The sequence below is a fragment of the Hamadaea sp. genome, assembly GCF_013362815.1.
GTDB lineage: Bacteria > Actinomycetota > Actinomycetes > Mycobacteriales > Micromonosporaceae > Hamadaea.
This window is the reverse complement of the sequence record NZ_JABFVK010000024.1, coordinates 17,007-34,867: the sequence shown is the minus strand read 5'-3', so window position 1 is coordinate 34,867 and position 17,861 is coordinate 17,007. Positions and strand designations below refer to the sequence as shown.

The 17,861-nt window shown below is 68.7% G+C and carries 10 protein-coding genes; 7 read left to right on the top strand and 3 right to left on the bottom strand.

What is annotated here, in order from left to right:
- The first annotated feature begins 83 nt into the window (after positions 1-83).
- Complete coding sequence (locus tag HOV77_RS13770) at positions 84-1,097, top strand: LacI family DNA-binding transcriptional regulator (RefSeq protein WP_290862101.1); 1,014 nt, start codon at positions 84-86, stop codon at positions 1,095-1,097.
- A 32-nt stretch (positions 1,098-1,129) separates the two neighbouring features.
- On the opposite strand, the gene HOV77_RS13765 is transcribed toward HOV77_RS13770, so the two are convergent.
- Both HOV77_RS13765 and HOV77_RS13760 read right to left on the bottom strand, forming a co-directional pair.
- The gene (locus HOV77_RS13765) at positions 1,130-3,151 is read right to left on the bottom strand and encodes a cellulose binding domain-containing protein (protein ID WP_290862099.1); all 2,022 of its coding nucleotides are present in this window, start codon (positions 3,149-3,151) and stop codon (positions 1,130-1,132) included.
- Positions 3,152-3,398: 247 nt separating this feature from the next.
- Positions 3,399-3,695, bottom strand: a complete 297-nt coding sequence (locus HOV77_RS13760; protein WP_290862097.1) for a hypothetical protein — start codon at positions 3,693-3,695, stop codon at positions 3,399-3,401.
- Positions 3,696-3,819: 124 nt separating this feature from the next.
- Between HOV77_RS13760 and HOV77_RS13755 the strand changes: the two genes are divergently transcribed.
- From HOV77_RS13755 to HOV77_RS13730, 6 genes are all read left to right on the top strand, one after another.
- Positions 3,820-5,121, top strand: coding sequence for a low temperature requirement protein A (locus tag HOV77_RS13755; protein ID WP_290862095.1), 1,302 nt, complete (start codon positions 3,820-3,822; stop codon positions 5,119-5,121).
- A 56-nt stretch (positions 5,122-5,177) separates the two neighbouring features.
- Positions 5,178-5,660 (top strand): hypothetical protein, encoded by a 483-nt coding sequence (locus HOV77_RS13750; protein WP_290862093.1) that lies wholly within the window; start codon positions 5,178-5,180, stop codon positions 5,658-5,660.
- A 321-nt stretch (positions 5,661-5,981) separates the two neighbouring features.
- Positions 5,982-7,883: a Calx-beta domain-containing protein gene (locus HOV77_RS13745; RefSeq protein WP_290862091.1), complete on the top strand. Its 1,902-nt coding sequence runs from the start codon at positions 5,982-5,984 to the stop codon at positions 7,881-7,883.
- A gap of 101 nt (positions 7,884-7,984) precedes the next feature.
- Positions 7,985-8,851, top strand: coding sequence for a hypothetical protein (locus tag HOV77_RS13740; protein WP_290862089.1), 867 nt, complete (start codon positions 7,985-7,987; stop codon positions 8,849-8,851).
- Between the two features lie 19 nt (positions 8,852-8,870).
- A complete protein-coding gene (locus HOV77_RS13735; protein ID WP_290862087.1) occupies positions 8,871-9,740 on the top strand; it encodes an LLM class F420-dependent oxidoreductase in 870 nt (289 codons plus the stop codon).
- Between the two features lie 174 nt (positions 9,741-9,914).
- On the top strand, positions 9,915-12,797 hold the full coding sequence (locus HOV77_RS13730) for an EAL domain-containing protein (RefSeq protein ID WP_290862085.1): 2,883 nt from the start codon (positions 9,915-9,917) through the stop codon (positions 12,795-12,797).
- Between the two features lie 88 nt (positions 12,798-12,885).
- Here HOV77_RS13730 and HOV77_RS13725 read toward each other — a convergent pair whose 3' ends face one another.
- A complete protein-coding gene (locus tag HOV77_RS13725; RefSeq protein ID WP_290862083.1) occupies positions 12,886-17,856 on the bottom strand; it encodes a carbohydrate-binding protein in 4,971 nt (1,656 codons plus the stop codon).
- Positions 17,857-17,861 lie beyond the last annotated feature (5 nt).

Sequence of the window (17,861 nt, the reverse complement as noted above, 5' to 3'; positions counted from 1 at the left end):
AAACATCGGCGCGGTGATACTGTCACCGGGCCGCCGGGGACGTCAAGCGGGGGTTTCGGATTCGTTACGGGAGGGCGGCGACCATGGCACAGCCTCGACGGGTCTCGATGGCCGACGTCGCCCGGCTCGCCGGTGTCTCCTCCCAGACCGTCTCCCGCGTCTCCAACGGCAGCCCGGGCGTCGTCGACACCACCCGCGAGCAGGTCCTCGCGGCCATGCGCGAACTCGGATATCGCCCCAACAGCGCGGCGCGCGCGCTCAAGCGCGGCGCGTTCCGGACCATCGGGGTCATCCTCTTCTCGCTCGCCAGCACCGGCAACAGCCGCACGCTCGAGGCCATCGCCACGCATGCCGCCCACGAGGGGTACGCGATCACGCTGATCCCGGTCGCGGTGCCCACCCAGGACAGCGTGCTCGGGGCGTTCACCCGGCTGGGCGAGCTGGCCGTGGACGGGATCATCGTGATCATGGAGGTGCACCTGCTGGACGCGGCCACCGTGACGCTGCCGCCCAACGTGCAGGTCGTCGTGGCCGACTCCGACGCTGGCGACCTCTACAGCGTGGTCGACACCGACCAGGCCGACGGCACCCGGCAAGCGGTCTCCCACCTGCTCGACCTCGGGCACGAGACGGTCTGGCACGTCACCGGCCCCGAGGAGTCGTTCGCCAGCAACCGCCGGGCGCTCGCCTGGCGGCAGACGCTGGAGGCGGCCGGGCGTACGGTGCCACCGCAGTTGCCCGGCGACTGGTCGGCCGAGTCCGGCTATCGGGCCGGTCTCCGGCTGGCCGACGAACCCTCGTGCACCGCCGTCTTCGCCGCCAACGACCAGATGGCCCTGGGCATCCTGCGCGCGCTGCACGAACGGGGAAAATCCGTTCCGGACGACGTCAGCGTCGTCGGCTTCGACGACATCCCGGAGGCGAACTCGTTCATCCCGCCGCTGACCACGGTCCACCAGGACTTCGCCGAGGTCGGCCGGCGCTGCGTACAGGGTGTGCTGCGGCAGATCGAGCGCGCCGAACACGAGACGGGCACGACGCTCGTCCCGACCCGGCTGGTCGTGCGGGCAAGCACCGCCCCGCCGCGCGCCCGCTGAACGAACGGACGACGCGGCGGGACGGCACAGGATCAGCGAGTCGTGCAGAGAGCGCCGTTCAACGTGAACAACGCGGGCAGCACGTTCGGACCCTGGTATGCACCGACGAGGCCGACGTTGACGGTTGCGCCGGGCGCGATGGTGCGGTTGAAGTCGGCGTTCGAGACGAGCACCGACGAGCCCGTGGAGGTCCACGTGCCGTTCCAGCCGCTGTTGAGCTGCTGCCACGCCGTCGGCCAGGTGAAGGCGAGGTTCCAGGAGTCGATCGCGTTCGTGCCGGTGTTCGTGATGTCCACACTGCCGACGTAGCCGTTGCCCCAGTCGCTCACGTCGGCGAACGTCACCGCGCAGGGCGCTGCGCTGGGCGTACCAGTCTGAAATGTCACGGGCGGTGAGGCCCACGAGACCTTGCCGGAAGCGTCGCGGGCGATGACGTTGGCCGTGTAGCGCGTGCCGGGGGTGAGGTTGTGGACCGTGAAGGTCGTGCCGGTCGTCTCGCCCCACTGCTCGGTGATCACGCCGTTCTGCCGGTGAAGCTCGTACTTGAGTCCCGCGGCCCCGGCCGGCCAGGTCAGCGTGGCGTCGGAAGCCGTCACCGCGGACGCCGTGGGACGGCCCGGCTGTGCGGGACCGGTGACCGCAGCGGACGGGTGCAGCGTGAGCACAGTGATCGAGTAGGGCGCGAGCGTGACCGAGGTCGCGGTGCCGGTGCTGGTGGCGATCGCGGTGTCCCCGTTGCCGTGGCTGGCGACCTGCGCCGTGGCGGCGGGCGAGTACCCCGCGTAGCTGAGCGTGACCGACTTCGAGTTCGTCTCGTCCTCGTTCACGAGCAGGACGGACAGGTCGCCGTTGGGCTTACGCGCGGCGTGCGTCTTGACCATCGGATCGCTCGCGACGGCCCGAACGAGTTGGGCGCCCGGCGGGGCGAACCGCGCAGCTAGCGAGATGCCGAAGTACGGGCCGAAGGGCGTGTTGAGCGCCGGCTCGCACGTGGTGCCGTCGGAGGCGCAGACGCCGCTGGAGAGCAGACCGAAGTCGCCGTAGTCGGTGTGACCGGCCACTGTGGAGACCGTGCCGGGACCATTGTGGACGTTCCACCAGTCGACGCTGAACACGCCGGCCGCGGTCAGACTCGCGTACGCGTCCGCGGCGAACAACGCGCCCGGCTGAGTGTTCTGGCCGTACCCGGTGTTGATCTCCGTGAGCGCGATGCCGAGATCCTTCCCCGCGTACTTGGCGATCTGCCGGCGAGCCAGCCAGACGGCGTCGGTCACCTGCGCGGTCTTCGAGAACGCCTCCGGCCCGGTCGAGCCGCCCGGGTACCAGTGCAGGATGGCGAAGTCGGCGCTCGGACCGGCGATCTGCAGGACGACCTGGTTCCAGGTCCCGGCGTCACCGCCGCCGACGATGCCGTCCGGCCAGTTCCCCGGAGTGGTCAGCACGATGCCGACCTTGATCGACGGGTCGACCGCCTTCATCGCCTGGATGTACTGCTTGGTGACGGTGGCGTACCCGGCCGGGCTCTTGTCGGCGTGGTCGTCGGCCTCCCAGTTCGCGCCGTAGTGGCCGTTGCCGTACAGCTCGTTGCCGATCTCCCAGTACTTCACGCCGTAGTGTTTCTCGACGTTGGCGTAGTGCACCCACTCGGCGGCCTCCTCCGGAGTGCCGGTGCCGTAGTTGGCGATCACCATCGCCTGCGCGTTCGCCCGCTGGACTCCGCTCATGAAGTGGTCGAAGTCGGTGTCCGGGGCGACATAGCCGCCCGGCGCGGTGTTCGTCTTCCAGTGGTAGATGTCCGAATAGGACCCGCCGGGGTAGCGCATGATCTGCGTACCGGCGCTCTTGAGCAGGTCGGCGACGGCGTTCGTGCCGAGGTTGGCGTCCCAGACCGCGTGGTTGACGCCGATGGCGGCGTCGCTCACGCTCTCCAACCCCGCTCTAGCGTTGACACTGACCGTCACTTGTCCGGCTTCGGCCGTCGCGACCTGTGTCGGGACGGCGAGGCTTGCCGATGCCAGCGTGATAGCCAGCAGGGCGATGCGGCTCTTTCTCATCGTCGGGCGTCCTTCTGTTCGTGGGCGTTCGCCGCCATGGGCTTTCCGTGGAGTGGAAGCGCTCCCACAGCGTCGTATGACGCTCCTTCGATGTCAACGCCACCTTTGTTCCCTGCAGATGTTTGTTCCCTGCAGATGTTTGTTCCCTGCAGATCAGGGATTTGCAGCCTTCCCCGGCTCGGGAAGCATGCATATCCCTGATCTGCACCTCAAAGCGCGCCCAAGGCGTGCTTAAAGCGCGAGAAGGTCAGGCGCAGGTGAACGAGGTGCTCGACCGCCCGCCGCCGTCGAAGGTCACGCGAACGTTGTGCTTGGTGCCGACGACACAGCTACCACCGATGGAGCTGTAGTTGTCGGCCCCGGCGACGTGCACGCCGTCGTAGTACCAGACCTGCCCGTAGTAGCCGCTGGGCAGGTAGCAGTCGTAGTAGCCGCCTTCGCTCTCGCAGGTCACCAGGCTCGCCGCGTGGGCGGGGGTGGCGATCGCCGCCGCCCCAAGGGCGAGCACGGCGCCGGCGAGCGCGAGCCGAATCCGGTGTGCCATAACGGTTCCCTTCTCTCGGAAGCTGTCACCGTAATTGCTTCACGAAGCAATGGACATTGACCGTTAAGGTTTTTCGCATGATCCGGGCCGGTCGTCAGAACCGGCTGGTGAGATAGTTCCGATCATGTCCAACCCCGCCGCCGCCGTCGAGGAACGGCACGCCACCTGGCTCGAGCTCTTCTTCGACCTGGTCATCGTGGCCGCCGTCGCGCAACTGGCCCACCTGCTTCACGAGGACGTGAGCCTCAAGCAGATCGCCGTCTTCGCGATCCTGTACTACGCGATGTGGAGCGTGTGGACCTCGTTCAGCCTGTACGCCAATGTGCGGGGCGACCGCGTCAACCAAGTGCCCCTGCTCGTCGCGATGTTCGGCATCGCCGTCATGGCCGCGGCGATTCCGCACGCCGTACACGGGCACGGCAACGACTATCAGGTGTTCGTGCTGGCATACGTGCTCTGCCGGGTGCTCGCGGCGTTGACCTGGAAGCGGTCGAACCTCGTCCCGACCGACTGGCCGGCCGCCCGCCAGGGCAACGGCGTGATCCCGTGGATCGTCTCGCTGTGGCTGGCCGACTCGCGGTACTGGTGGTGGTTCGCTGGGATCGCACTGGACATCGTGACCTCGTTCGTCCTCTCCCTCGACCCCGACAAGCAGATCGCGGCCGAGCAGAAGGAACAGCAGAAGCAGCGCGACCTATGGATCCGCCGGCTCGCCCGCATACTGATCCGCCGGCTCGCCCCCGACCCGCGGATCGAACTCCAGCACCTCCCGGACCTGCCCGACATCAAGGCGGCTCAGCCCAACGTCTCGCATCTCGGCGAGCGCCTCGGGCTGTTCGTCATCATCGTGCTCGGCGAAGCGGTGGCTCAGCTCGTCGGCGCGGCGGCGGGCGTACCGGAGTGGGGCAGCGCCTTGTGGCTGTCGGTGATCGCCGGGTTCGGACTGCTCGTGGCGATCTGGTACCTGACCCTCCAGTACGGCTCGAGCTCGCTGCCGAACTACGGCGCGCGCACGTTCGCCTTGCGGCTGACGCTGCCCGCCCATTACGTGATGACCGGCGCGATCGTGGCGATCTCCGCCGGGCTCGGCCTCATCGCGGCGCATCCCGAGGGACACCTGCCGACCTCGGACCGCTGGATTCTCTGCGCCGGAACCGCGATCTACTTCCTCACCGCGACGATCACCGGAGCGCGCGGCGGCGTACCGGTGCGCTGGGTGCTCGGCTGGGGCTTCCCGGCGGTCGCCTTCACTCTCCTGCTCGGTACCTTCGGCGGGCCGCTGCCCGGCTGGGCGGTCGCCGCCATCCTCGTAGTGATCGCACTGTGGCACATCTCCTACCGCGTCGTGGACCCTGAGCAGCGTGAACACCGAATCACTCAAGCCCGGAAGGGCCGCAACAGCGTTGACGCGGAGTCACTGTCGTGAAAGGATATTAGTACGCGCGTTCGATCAGCGTGACCGCGTGATCCTGGGGAGGAACGGTGACGCACACGTTTGCGAGGAAGATCGGCCTTGCGCTGCTGGCGGCGGTTGTCGTGACGATCGCGATGACCGCCCGGGCAACCGCCGAGCGGGCCGGAAATCGGGCGGCGGCGGCCGCAGACGCGGATCGGTCGGCGCAGGCGGCCGGTCGGGCCACCGCAGTCGCCCTCACCGCCGTCGAGCCGTTGAACCGTTCCGCCGACGCCGGTGAGCCCGGCGACATCCGGGCACTGCCCGTCGCGTACGCCGCCGATGCGGCCGCCTTCGTGACCGCGACCGGTCGGGCGTGCGCGCTGCTGAGCACCTCCGGTCCGGCGACCGTGACGGTGGAGGGCGCGGGTTATCACCCCGTCCAAGCGTCGTGGACCGCCGGCGGCTGGCACATCTGGTGCTGGACGGGGTTGCGCGCCGGCACGACGTATCGGGTGCACGTCGCCGCGGAGCCGGGAATGAAGGCCGACGGAATAATCAGCGACCATTAGCTAAACGTTACGGCCTTGTCGGAGTGCCGACAGGAGGACATGAATCGCGTGGGATTCTCACGTGACGAGTCGTGAAGGCGTGAAAACCACTCCCGTCGGATCGGCCGTTCGGCCCCCATTCCCCGGCCAATCCGCTCCACTAGGGACGGTGTTTGAGCGTACGGAGATCATCCGGCACAGCCAGTGGAGATAGTCAAGAGTTGATGGCACGTCATTCATTTACTTGACTGTGGACATCCAACACCACTGGCCGTCGCATCGGGGTCGTCATCCGCGTCTCGAAATGCGATCCGATGACGGCTGCCCGCGAAAGGAGCGACCATGTTCCTGACCGACCGACGACGGTCCGGACGCCTGCGTACCGGGGTGACCCTCGTGGCGCTGGCGACCTTCGCCTCCGGCCTCACCTTCGCGGCCTCTCCGGCCGCGGCGACCGATCCCGGCGTCGAACCCGCCTACGTCAACCTGACCCTGCCACCCGGCGGGTCGGCGGAGATCGCCAAGACCGTCCACACGCCGACGGTGCCGCCGAAGCCCGACATCGTCTTCCTGGCCGACACCACCGGCAGCATGGGCGCCGCCATCGGCGACGTCCGCTCCAACGCCGCCGGAGTGCTCTCCACCATCAGCTCGGCTCAGCCGACCGCGCAGTTCGGAGTCGCGGAGTACAAGGACTTCAACTGTGACGCCGTGCCGTTCAAGGTGGACCAGGCGATCACGGCGGACCCGGCGGCGGTGCAGGCCGGGATCAACCTGTGGAGCGCCGGCGGCGGGTGTGACCTGCCGGAGGCCGACCTGAACGGGCTGTACGAGCTGTCCACCGGCGCGGTCACGTTCCGGCCGGACGGCACGCGCATCATCGTCATCTTCGGTGACGCGCCGTCACACGACCCGAGCAACGGTCACACGCTCGCCGACACCATCTCGGCGTTGCAGGCGGCCAACGTCCGGGTCGTCGCCGTGAACGTCGGCAACCTCGACGCCAGCGGCCAGTTCACCGACATCGTGAACGCGACGGGCGGCGTGCTGCTGAACAACGTGCCGTCGGACCAGGTCTCGGAGGCCATCCTCGCCGGCATCCAGGCGATCAAGGTGACCGTGACTCCGACCCCGTTCGGCTGCGGTCCGCCGCTGTCGCTGTCGTTCAACCCGACCAGCCAGGTCGTGACCAGCGGCGACGACGCGCACTTCACCGAGACCGTGAACGTGGCGGCCAACGCCGTCGCCGGTACGCATTACTGCGAGGTGGACTTCCTCATCGACGGCACGAGTCGCGGCTACGTACAGAAGCTGACGGTCGTGGTGCCCGGCTTGAGCATCAACGACGTCTCCGTCGACGAGAACGCCGGGAACGCGACGTTCACCGTCTCGTTGTCAGCGCCCGCGCCGTTCCCCGTGAGCGCGAACTTCGCCACGAGTAACGGGACGGCGACCGCGCCGGCCGATTACGCCGCCACCAACGGCGTCGTCTCCTTCGCCGCCGGGGAGACCAGCAAGCAGATCACCGTCCCGATCGTCGACGACGCCGTCGACGAGAACAACGAGACGTTCACCGTGACGCTGTCCTCGCCGAGCGGTGCGGCGCTGACCGACCCGACCGGCGTCGGCACCATCGTCGACTCCGACCGCAACGGCGTGTTCTCTTGCTCGGCGACGGCGCTGAACCTGGCCGGCCTCAAGGCGGGCAAGGCGAACCCGGCCGACCTGCCCTGTGTCGACGACTCCGGCACGGTGGCGAGCGTCAACCTCACCTCCGGTCTGGTGAACGTCGACGCGAAGGTGATCACCGCCGGCACCGACCTGAGCCCGGACAACCAGAACATCGTCCCGGTCCTCGGCGACAAGGCGCTATCCACCGCGAAGATCGAGTCCACGAAGATCACCGTCGGCGGCCTGGTCACCATCGAACTCGGCGTCATCCAGTCGTCGGCCTCGGTGACCTGCACCAGCGGCCCGAGCGGGCTCGTGCCGACCTTCGCCGGCTCGTCGTCGATCGCGTCGCTGAAGATCAACGGTGTCGCGGTCACGGTCGGCAGCGCTCCGCTGACGATTCCGCTCGTCGTCGGATCGCTGAAGCTCAACGGCACGACCACCACCGGGACCAGGGTCACTCAGCAGGCGGTCGTGCTCGACACGTTGCTGACGGACGTGGTGCTGGCGGAGTCGACGGCCGACATTCACGGCACGGCGCTGCACCCCAGCGGCAACCCGTGTGTCGCGTGAAAGTCGCATAGCCGATAGATGAACGAGGGCGGGACGGCCGGACGGCTGTCCCGCCCTCCGGCGGTTGGCGAGCTGTGGATCACCTGTGTGACACTCGGCGGGTGACCACACCCCCTCCGCCGAATCAGCCTGGCTATCCGGAGTGGAACCAGCCTCCGGAGTGGAACCAGCCCGGCTACCAGCAGCAACCGCCGGCGCCGGGATATCCCGGTTCGCCGGCGTACCCCGGTTCGCCGGTGAACCGCCCGGGTACGGAACCGACTGCCGTTTATCCCACGCTCAGCACCGGCGCTCCGGTCCCGCCGCTGGGTCCGCCGGTGCCTCCGGGCGCTCCGCTCGGCCCGCCGGGACCGCCGCCCAAGAAGAAGACGGGCCTGGTCCTGGGCATCGTCGGCGGCATCCTCGCGCTCTGCCTCGTCGGCGGGTGCCTGGGCGCCGGCGGCTGGTTCCTCTTGCGAGACTCCAAGGATCCGGTCGCCCACTCCTCCACCTCGCCCACCGAGTCGAGCTATGCGTACCCGTCCGAGTCGTATTCGCCGCCGACCGTGGTCGAGACGACCGAAGCCGCCCCGCCGCCTTCGCCGGTCGAGGTCGGCGACTGCATCTCCGTCAACGAGCAGGGCGACTTCCTCGGAATCGGCAACTGCAACGGCAGCCGCGGTACCTATAAGGTGTTGTCCACGGACTACTCGCAGGGCACCTGCAGCGACCCCGAATCGCCGTACATCACCGTCGACGGCTATCGGCTCTGCCTGGCGCTGTATCTGGTCGAGACCTACTGCTACAAGTTCCCCAAGGGGTCCGGCTGGGTCGTCGCGGCGTCGAAGTGCAAAGCGAAAGGCACTGTTCACGTCATCGACATCGTGCCGGGCGCGTCCAACGGCGACCGCTGCACTACCAAGTACAAGTGGAACCGGTGGTACCGGTTCACCCATCCGACCGTCGTCTACTGCGTGATGCAGTACTAGGAAAGTGGCAGGTGACTCGATGAGACTCGGTCTGCACTACTGGAACTTCACCATCCCGGCCGAACCCGCGGCGATCGCGCCGACGCTGGCTCAGACCGCCCGGCTGGCCGAAGAGTCCGGGTTCTCGTCGTTCACGGTGATGGACCACTTCTTCCAGATGCAGACGCCGACCAGCACGGCCGAGGAGCCGATGCTCGAGGGATATACAACGCTCGGCTACCTTGCCGCGATCACCGAGCGCATGACCCTCGGCCTGCTGGTCACCGGCGTCATGTACCGCAACCCCGGGGTCCTCGCGAAGATCGTGACCACCCTCGACGTGCTGTCCGGGGGCCGGTCCCGGCTCGCGCTCGGCGCGTCCTGGTACGAGCGGGAGCAGGCCGCGCTGGGTATTCCGGTGGTTCCGGTCGGCGAGCGGTTCGAGCGCCTTGAGGAGACGCTCCAGATCTGCCGACAGTTCTGGAGTGACGACAACGGGCCGTTCGAGGGCAAGCACTACCAGCTCGCCGAGACGCTCTGCTCGCCCGCGCCGCTCCAGCAGCCGCATCCTCCGATCCTGATCGGCGGTGGCGGCGAGCAGAAGACCCTCCGGCTGGTCGCTCGCTACGCGGACGCCTGCAACCTCTTCGGGGTGGGTCCGGAGGCGATCGCGCACAAGCTCGACGTCCTGCGCCGGCATTGCGACGACGAAGGCCGCGATTACGACACGATCACCAAGACCGTGCTCATGACCCGGCCCGCGCTGTCCGATGTAGACGCCTTCGTGGCCGAGGCCGAGGCATACGCCGGGCTCGGGGCGGCCGAGATCCAGGTCATGCCCGACCGGCATCCGGTCGAGTTCACCAGCGAGTTCGTCGAGCGGGTCGTTCCGCGTCTCGACCTCGCCTGAGGCCACCGGCAGGTCCGTGGGGCTGGGCGTCCGCGTGACGCCCAGCCTCCGCGCGTTTCTCCAGGGGTACGCACAACGCAGTGCACGCCTAAGGCGACATATCGGGCAGTTCCCTCGATTCTTCGGCCGCGCGGAGGTTAGGCCCGCCACCGTTTCGGGCATACCATGTCGCTGATGTCCACGGAGCTCACGCTAGGCGTGCTCTCGCCGTACCTCGGCGGGTGGTACTTCGGCGGCATCATGGCGGGCATCGCCCGGGCCGGCCGGGAGCTCGGCGCGAACGTGCTCGCGATGCAGACCTCGGAGGCGGGCACCGAGCAGACGGAGATCGAGCGCCCGCCCGACCTGCGGCACCTCGTCGGGGCCGACCACATCGCCGGAGTCGTGGTGATCCTCCGCGCGGCCGGGTCGGCGTACCTCAAGAGCGTCCAGGAGTCCGGGCGGCCGGTAGTGGCGGTCGGCTACGAGGTCACCGATCTCGACTGCCCGGTCGTCGTGCCGGACAACCGCGCCGGCGTACGCGCATCCGTGGATCACCTGATCGGCCACGGGCACCAGCGCATCGCGTTCGCCGGGTTCCTCGGCGCGACCGACGTCCGGGAGCGCCTGGAGGCGTACCGCGAGGCGTTGATCGCGCACGGCATCGACTTCGATCCCGCTCTCGTCTTCGAGGCCGGCGACAATCACGAAGGCGGTGGTGAGGCGGCCGGGCGGCAGATGGTGGCGGCCGGCATCCCGTCGACCGCGCTGATCACCGGCACCGACGCGAATGCCGTGGGGATCATGACCATCCTGCAGGCGGAGGGTCTGGTCCTGCCGCAGGATCAGGCGATCATCGGCTTCGACGATCAACGGGTGGCGGCGTATGCCGATCCCCCGCTGACGACCGTTCGGCAGCCGGTGCAGCTGCTCGGCCGGACGGCAGTCGCCGAGCTGGCCCGGCTCCTGCACGGCTCCGGTGAGCCCACCGCGCATCACCACGTTCCGACGGCGCTGGTCGTCCGCGAATCCTGCGGATGCGTACCGGGGCCGGCCTCGTCGACGGTGGCCGAACAATTGCGAGCGGCAGTCGCTCCGGTGCCGCCCGAGGTGCCCAGCGCGGCCGTCGACCGGGACGTGGCGGCCGTCGCGGACGCGATCGGGCCGGCGCCCGCGCCCGGCCTGTCGGCCGCCCTCCAGCGGCTGGCCCAGGCGAGCGGACGGCCCGAGATCCTCATGGACATGGTCACCACCGTGTCCGAACAGGACAGTCCGGCCGGGCCGCTGATGCGGGCGATGATGCAGGCGCACGGCCGGGCCGAATTCCTCGACAACGTCTACCTCCAGAAGACGCTGAGCCAGCAGTACGAGGTGAGCACCGGACTGCTGCGCGGCCACCGGGACGATCCCCGTGGGCTCGGCTGGCTCGCGCGTACGCCGGCTCAGGCCGGCTGTCTGGGGCTGTGGACCGGCACGGGCACGACGTTGGAGGTGGCGGGGGCGTACCTCAAGGACGGGATCGCGCCGGAGGTGCCGACTCGGCTCGACGTCACCGCCTTCCCCCCGGCGTACCTGCTCGACGTCGCCGGCCGGCTGCCCGAGGGCATCGTCTTCGTCGTCCCGGTGAAGGTCGACGCCAGCGACTGGGGGCTGCTAGCCGTCGCCGACACCGCAGTACGCGCGGTCGAGACCGGGCGAGAGCCGGTCAACCACTGGGCCGCCCTGTTGTCGCACACCCTGGACTACGACCGGATGGTGCGCGACCTGCGATTGGGCAAGGAACAGCTCCGGGCCGCCGCGCTCTACGACGGGCTGACCGGCCTGCCGAACCGCACGTTGTTCCTCGATCGGCTGCGCCAGGCGATCCGCCAGCGACGGCGTACGCCCGGCCGCCAGTTCGCCGTTCTCTTCCTCGACGTAGACGGGTTCAAGGTGGTCAACGACAGCCTCGGGCACGGGGCCGGCGACGGTCTGCTGGTCGAGGTCGCCGCGCGAATCAACGAGAACCTCCGGGCCTCGGACACCGCGGCCCGGTTCGGCGGGGACGAGTTCCTCATCCTGCTCGACGACATCGCCGAGAACACCGACGCCAACGAGGTCGCCCAGCGCCTGCAGACGAGCCTGGCCGAACCGTTCCACGTCCAGGGGCACGACGTTGTGGTGACGGCGAGCATCGGCGTCACCTTCGGCGACTCGTCGGCCGCCACCGCCGAAGATCTCGTCCGGGACGCCGACATCGCGATGTACACGGCGAAGTCCCGGCTGAAGGGCTCCCAGGCCGTCTTCGACGACTCGATGCGCACCAAGGCTGTACGCCGTCTGCAAGTCGAGTCGGAGCTGCGGCGGGCCCTCGAACGGCACGAGATCCAGACCTTCGTGCAGCCCATCGTGCACCTGCCGACCGGCCGGATCGACGGATTCGAGGCGCTGGCCCGCTGGGAGCACCCGACCCGTGGTTTGCTCGACCCGGCGGGGTTCCTGCCGATCGCCGAGGAGACGGGGCTCGTCATCGGCATCGGTCAGCAGATCCTCGCCGACGTCTGCCGTCGGCTCGCCGGGTGGCGCGAGGCGGCGGGCCGGGACCTGCGAGTGAGCGTGAACGTGTCCCACCGTCAACTGTGGACACGGACCCTGCTCGGCACGCTCACCGAGTGCATCCTCGCCTCCGGGATCGACGGCGGCTGGCTGGCCCTCGAACTCACGGAGAGCGTCGTCATGCGTGACGTGTCCCAGGCCCGGACCTTCCTCGAGGAGATCCACGCGCTGGGCTGCGAGCTCTACATAGACGACTTCGGCACCGGGTACTCGTCCCTGGAGGCGCTGCACCGATTGCCCATCGACGCCCTGAAGATCGACAAGTCATTCGTCTCCCGGCTCGGCCAGGACGTCAAGAGCGGCGACCTCGTCGACTCGATCATCCTCATGGGACACAAGCTGGGTCTGCGGCTCATCGCCGAAGGCGTGGAGACCACGGAGCAACGCGATCACCTGGTACGCCTCGGTTGTGCGTACGGGCAGGGGCATCTGTTCGCCGAACCGGTCCCCGCCGACGAGGCCGAGGACCGGTTCCTGCGCTGAGCCGTCGCCGCGTTGATCATGAACCTAAGGTCCGGCCGAAGGCCAAAGCCGGACCTTAGGTTCATGATCAACGCGTACCTGAGCTGCCTTACTTGATCAGTTCCCAGGGCCCGTTAGCGGCTCCGGGTGCCTGATTGCGGTTCCACCACTTGGCCTCGTAACTGTGACCGTCGTAGGTGACCCGGTCACCGACGTGGTAGATGGTGGTCGGCGTCCACGTTGCCGGGCTGTTGTCCGGCGGAGTCGGAGCCACTTCGGCCCACGCCCCGGACGGGTTGCCCGGCTGCTGATTCCGCGTCCACCACAGCGCCTTGTACGTCTTGCCCTCGTACGCCACGACGTCACCCGCCGTGAAGATGCGCGACGCCGTCCAGACCGCCGTGCCCTCCTCGGTCATCGCGAGCTCCTGCCAGGCCCCGGCCGGGTCGCCGGGCTTGGCGTTCTTGGAGTGCCACGCGGCCAGGTACGCCTTGCCGTCGTAGCTGACCTTGGCGTTCGCCTTGTACGACGTCGTCGCGTTCCACGCCGGTGGCAGGTTCACCGTCACCGTGACCGAGGTCTGCACCGTCTCGAGCTGGTCGTTGCCCGAGTAGGACACGGTCAGCTCATGCGTACCGGCGGAGAGCCCGACTGGGAGCGGGAACGTCAGGCTGTCCGCGGCCAGGGCGGCCGAACCGCGTACCTTGTCGCCTTCGCGTAGCTCCACCGAGCCCGTCACCGGTACGCCGTCGGCGGCGAGCTTGACCGTGACGGCTGCGGCGGTCCCCCACTCCACCGGAGCGGTGGTGGCGGTCAGCGTCGGGCGGCCCTTCGGCGTACGGAAGACGGCGGGCTGCGCCACCGCGACGCCGCCGTCGGCGCTCTCGGCCGAGACGATCCAGCCGTAGGAGGTCGCCGGAGCGAGCCCCGGCCACGTCACCGAGGCGGTGCCGTTCGCCGTGACCTGGTCGGTCCCGATCGTCCCCGACGGCACGTACGCCGCCAGCGAATCGGTCGAGAAGGAGGTCTTCCGGGTGGTGAGGTCGACCGGCAGGGTCAGGTTGTCCTCCGAACCGTTGTACCGCGGCTTTGTCTGGCTGCCGTCCTGGCGGATGTCGTACTCGGTCGCCCCGAAGTCGTTCAGGAACGGCGAGTAGGTGTCGATGTGCACCTCGGACCGGGCGACGTCGAACTGAAGCAGACGCAGGAAGCTCGCGCCGAACTGCAGCCGGTCGGTCGCCCTGTGGTCGATGGTTCCGTCACCGTTGACGTCGATCGCACCGTTCGCGTCGACCTTGTCCGGCCATAGCTCACCGGCAGGGACGGTGTAGAACTGGTAGTCCGCAAGCAGCTCCACGACGTCGTGGGTGACGGTGACGCCGACCTTCGTCTTCAGGTTCGTGCCCACGCCGTGCTCGTGCCCGGCGAGGACCAGGAAGACGTTGGGGTTGGCCTCGACGACCGTCTTGTACAGCGGCGAGCCGTCCGGCGCGGAGAAATCCGCACCCCGCCCGTCGGGGTTCGTCGACGGCCGCAGGTAGTCGTGCGAAAGCAGGATTCCATTGCGGTCCTTGTAGCGCTTGAAGACCGAGTCCGCCCACTTCGCCTCCTGCGGCGTCACGCCGTAGGAAAGCCCGACCGCGACGAAGTCGAGGCCGCCCGCCGAGAACAGGATGTAGTTGTTCTGGTTGTCCTTGCCCGGCGTGACCGTACCGTCGGCGTTGATCACCTCGTCCCATGCGTGATACTCGGATCCGGCCGGCCAGCCCTGCGCCACCTGGTAATACCGGTTCGCGCCGAACGTCTGGCTGAACCGCGAGTCCGGGCCCGTCTCGGCACCCAGCTGGTTGTCGTGGTTTCCGGCGATCACCTGGTTCACCACGCCGTTGCGGTCGAGGATGCTCTGGAAGCCTGAGGCGACCTGAAGCTCCTTGGTGACCTGCTCGTCGAGGCCCGGCCGCAGCAGCGTGCCGTCCGGCTTCCTGGCCAGCGGGTCGTAGTAGTCGTTCTCGATCACGTCACCGGTGTGCGCGACGTACGCGATCTTCCGGCCGGCCGCGTTGTCGGCGATCCACTGCGTCTCCGACCGGTACGCCGCCTGCCAGATCGCCTGCTCCTCGGCCGTCTCCAGATCGGTCGGCTCCGCCGTGCCGTCGAAGTCGTCGTAGGTGCCGCCCGCAGCGCCTTCCGTGAGGTATTGCGTGTCGGTGTAGTGGGCGATCGCGAAGTCGTACGTGCTCGGATCCTCGAACTTGTCCTTGTCGTTCTGCGCGGTCGAGTCGTGCGGCGACAGGTCGTCGGCGAACGGGTCTTCCCCGGTGACCAGGACATGCGCCGTCGCACCGTCGCGGAACTCCGCACCCAGCTGAGCGGCCAGCACGATCGGCTTCCCGGCTTGGCCGCGCGCGCTCGTCAGGACGACCCACTTCTGCGCCGACGACTGCCAGACCCGCAGTGCCACCACCCGGGCCGGGTCGATCGTCCCCTCCCAGCGCAGCACCGGCGTCGCGGCGGCACCGACGTTCAGGTCGTACCGCTGGAAGACGACGTCCCGGCCGGACGGCGTGTCGACGCTCTGACCGTCGAGCGGCCGGAGCGACTCCACCTTGACGGTGGCGTCATGGGCGACGTCGAGGGTCGTCGGCAGCGCCGAGGCGGTGCCCTGGTAACCCGAGGTCGGCAGCACGACGTCGGCCTTGGTGAAGGTGGCGGTCAGCGCCCCTCCGCCGGCTCCCGGCATCGTGGCCGACAGGGTCGCGGACGGCTTGGTGCCTCCGCTGACCGTCGCCGTCAGGTCGGCCGGGACATCTGGGATGCTCGCGCTGGTGAAGTGGATCTCGCGGGTCGCCTTGTTCCCCAGGATGTCGCTCGCGGTGACGGCGATCGTATGCGCGCCGGCCGCCAGGCCGTGGCCGATCTGCGTACCCTCGGTCACCGTTTTGCCGTCGAGCTTGATCACTGGGGTGCCCATGACTCCGGAAGCGTCGGCGACCTTCACCGTCAGCGCCACCGTGGCGGTCAGCTTCTGACCTTCGGCGGGCGTACTGGTCTCGACCACCGGCGCGGTGTTGTCCACAGTGAACTGCCGAGTCGAGGTCTTGCCGTCGGCCACCGCCTTGATCTGATGGGCCCCGTCGGTCAACGTCGCCGTGTTCACGTCCGCGCGACGGCCCAGCGCGACCGGCGTACCGCCGTTGCCGGCGGTGACGTCGAACAGGATCGTCTTGTCGAGGACGTAGTTGTTGTTGCTGCGGCATGAACCGTCGCCGACCCAGACGGTCACCGGGCTGCCGGTCGGGTAGGTCGAGCTGCCGATGGTGACGTTCGTCCCGGCGACCTGCTTCGTGAGGGGCGACGCCTGCGCACCGGCCGGAGCCAGCTCGAAGTCGCGCAAGGTGAAGTCGTCGAAGTTGTCGCAGCCGCCGTTGGCACTGCCGTGGTCGCTGCCCGCGACGAACTCGACCACGTTCACGCCCGGGGTGAGCCACTCGTTCGGGAAGGCGAGGTCGGCAGTCTCCTTCTCCCAGATGCCCATCGCGAGCGGGATGCCGTTGACCAGGACCTGGTTGTCGAAGCCGTTGTCGGAACCGTTGCCGCCGATGAACATCCGCAGGTGCGCGGTGCCGGCTCCGAGCGTGTCGATCGTGGTAGTGGTCGGCGCGTCCGCGATGCCGAAGTGGAACTCCGCCTCCTTGTTCGCCCCACACGTGCCGTCACCGAGGACGAGCGACTCGGTGGTCGCTTCGTCCTTCGTCACCGTGCCGTTCGTCGCGGTCGTGACCAGGTACGTCGTCCCGGCGGTGACCGTGCCGGCCCCGGTCAGCGCCAGGGCGGCCGAACTTCGGGTGAGCTTGAAGTCGTCGTGGTTGGCGCAGGTGACTCCGTTCGCGGTGCCGTTGTAGTCCCCGGTCTTCACCTCGATCACGTTGTCGCCGAGGTGCAGGAATCGGTGCGGGAACTTCACCGTGACGAGTTCCGCGCCCGTGACACCGTAGTCACCGCCGAGATCGACACGGTTGCCGTTGACTAGCAGGTAGTTGTGGTACTTCGTCTCGATCGAGTTGCCCGCCTCGACGATCAGGCCCAGCACTGCGGTCCCGGTCGCGAGGGACTCGGCGTTCTCGGCGTCGGCCCCGTCGATGGTCAGCGCGGTGACCGCGCCGTCGGCGCCGGTCGGGAGCGCAGCGACGACCGGCTGCTTTCCGCGTACGCGAGCACCGTCGGCCGGGGTCACCTTGGGCGCACCGGCCGGGGCGTTGTTCACGGCGACCTTCGCCGCGACGCTCGCGCCCGACACCGCCGTGGCGGTGACGGTGTGCTCCCCGTTGGCCAGCGTGGTGGTGTCGAGGTCGGCGCTGAGCCCGGCGGTGCCGCCGATCTCGCCCGACACCACGAAGGTCAGGTCCTGCGTGAGCAGATGCGGCGAGCTGCCGCAGGTGCCGTCGCCGAAGCTGTAGCTGAACGCGTTCTGCTCGCCGTCGGCGACCACCCCGATCAGGCTCAGCCCGATGCTGGTCAGCGGGAAGTCGTCGTAGTTCGGGCACCGGCCGCCCTCGCCGTACGGGAGGACCTCGTAGCCGACCGCCGCCGTGTTGGTGGTGTCGACGAAGTTGGCCCCGGCGTGGACGGTGATCGTGTTGACCCCCGTACGCAGCCAGTCCCCCGGAAAGTCGAGCGCCGCGCTTTGACCGCCGGGGATGTCCGGGAAGTAGATCCGGTCCGCTTCCGCCGTGCGGTCGTTGACGGTGATGTAGTTGTGGTAGCGGGCTTCGGTGCCGTTGCCGCCCATCGCGAACGCGAGGTGCGCGATGCCGGCCGTCCTCGCGGAGTCCACGGTGACACCGTCGACCTTCAGCGACGCGACCGAATCGTTCTCGGTCGTCGGCCCGGCGGTCAGCTTGACGGTGCCGGCGAGGGTCTGCCCGTCCCGCAGGTTGAGGGTCGGCGGGGTGCCGGCCGCGACGTCCTGCGCACCGGCGGAGACGGGTACGGTGGCCCCGAATCCGGCGATGAGCACGGACGCCAGCACGACCCGGAGGACACGTGGTCCCCGCCGAGCCGTACGCAGTCGGTGCGACATGGTGA

Coding starts and splice junctions, on each gene's coding strand:
- HOV77_RS13770 (WP_290862101.1), top strand. CDS start 84: ATGGCACAGCCTCGACGGGTCTCGATGGCCGACGTCGCCCGGCTCGCC.
- HOV77_RS13765 (WP_290862099.1), bottom strand. CDS start 3,151: ATGAGAAAGAGCCGCATCGCCCTGCTGGCTATCACGCTGGCATCGGCA.
- HOV77_RS13760 (WP_290862097.1), bottom strand. CDS start 3,695: ATGGCACACCGGATTCGGCTCGCGCTCGCCGGCGCCGTGCTCGCCCTT.
- HOV77_RS13755 (WP_290862095.1), top strand. CDS start 3,820: ATGTCCAACCCCGCCGCCGCCGTCGAGGAACGGCACGCCACCTGGCTC.
- HOV77_RS13745 (WP_290862091.1), top strand. CDS start 5,982: ATGTTCCTGACCGACCGACGACGGTCCGGACGCCTGCGTACCGGGGTG.
- HOV77_RS13735 (WP_290862087.1), top strand. CDS start 8,871: ATGAGACTCGGTCTGCACTACTGGAACTTCACCATCCCGGCCGAACCC.
- HOV77_RS13730 (WP_290862085.1), top strand. CDS start 9,915: ATGTCCACGGAGCTCACGCTAGGCGTGCTCTCGCCGTACCTCGGCGGG.
- HOV77_RS13725 (WP_290862083.1), bottom strand. CDS start 17,856: ATGTCGCACCGACTGCGTACGGCTCGGCGGGGACCACGTGTCCTCCGG.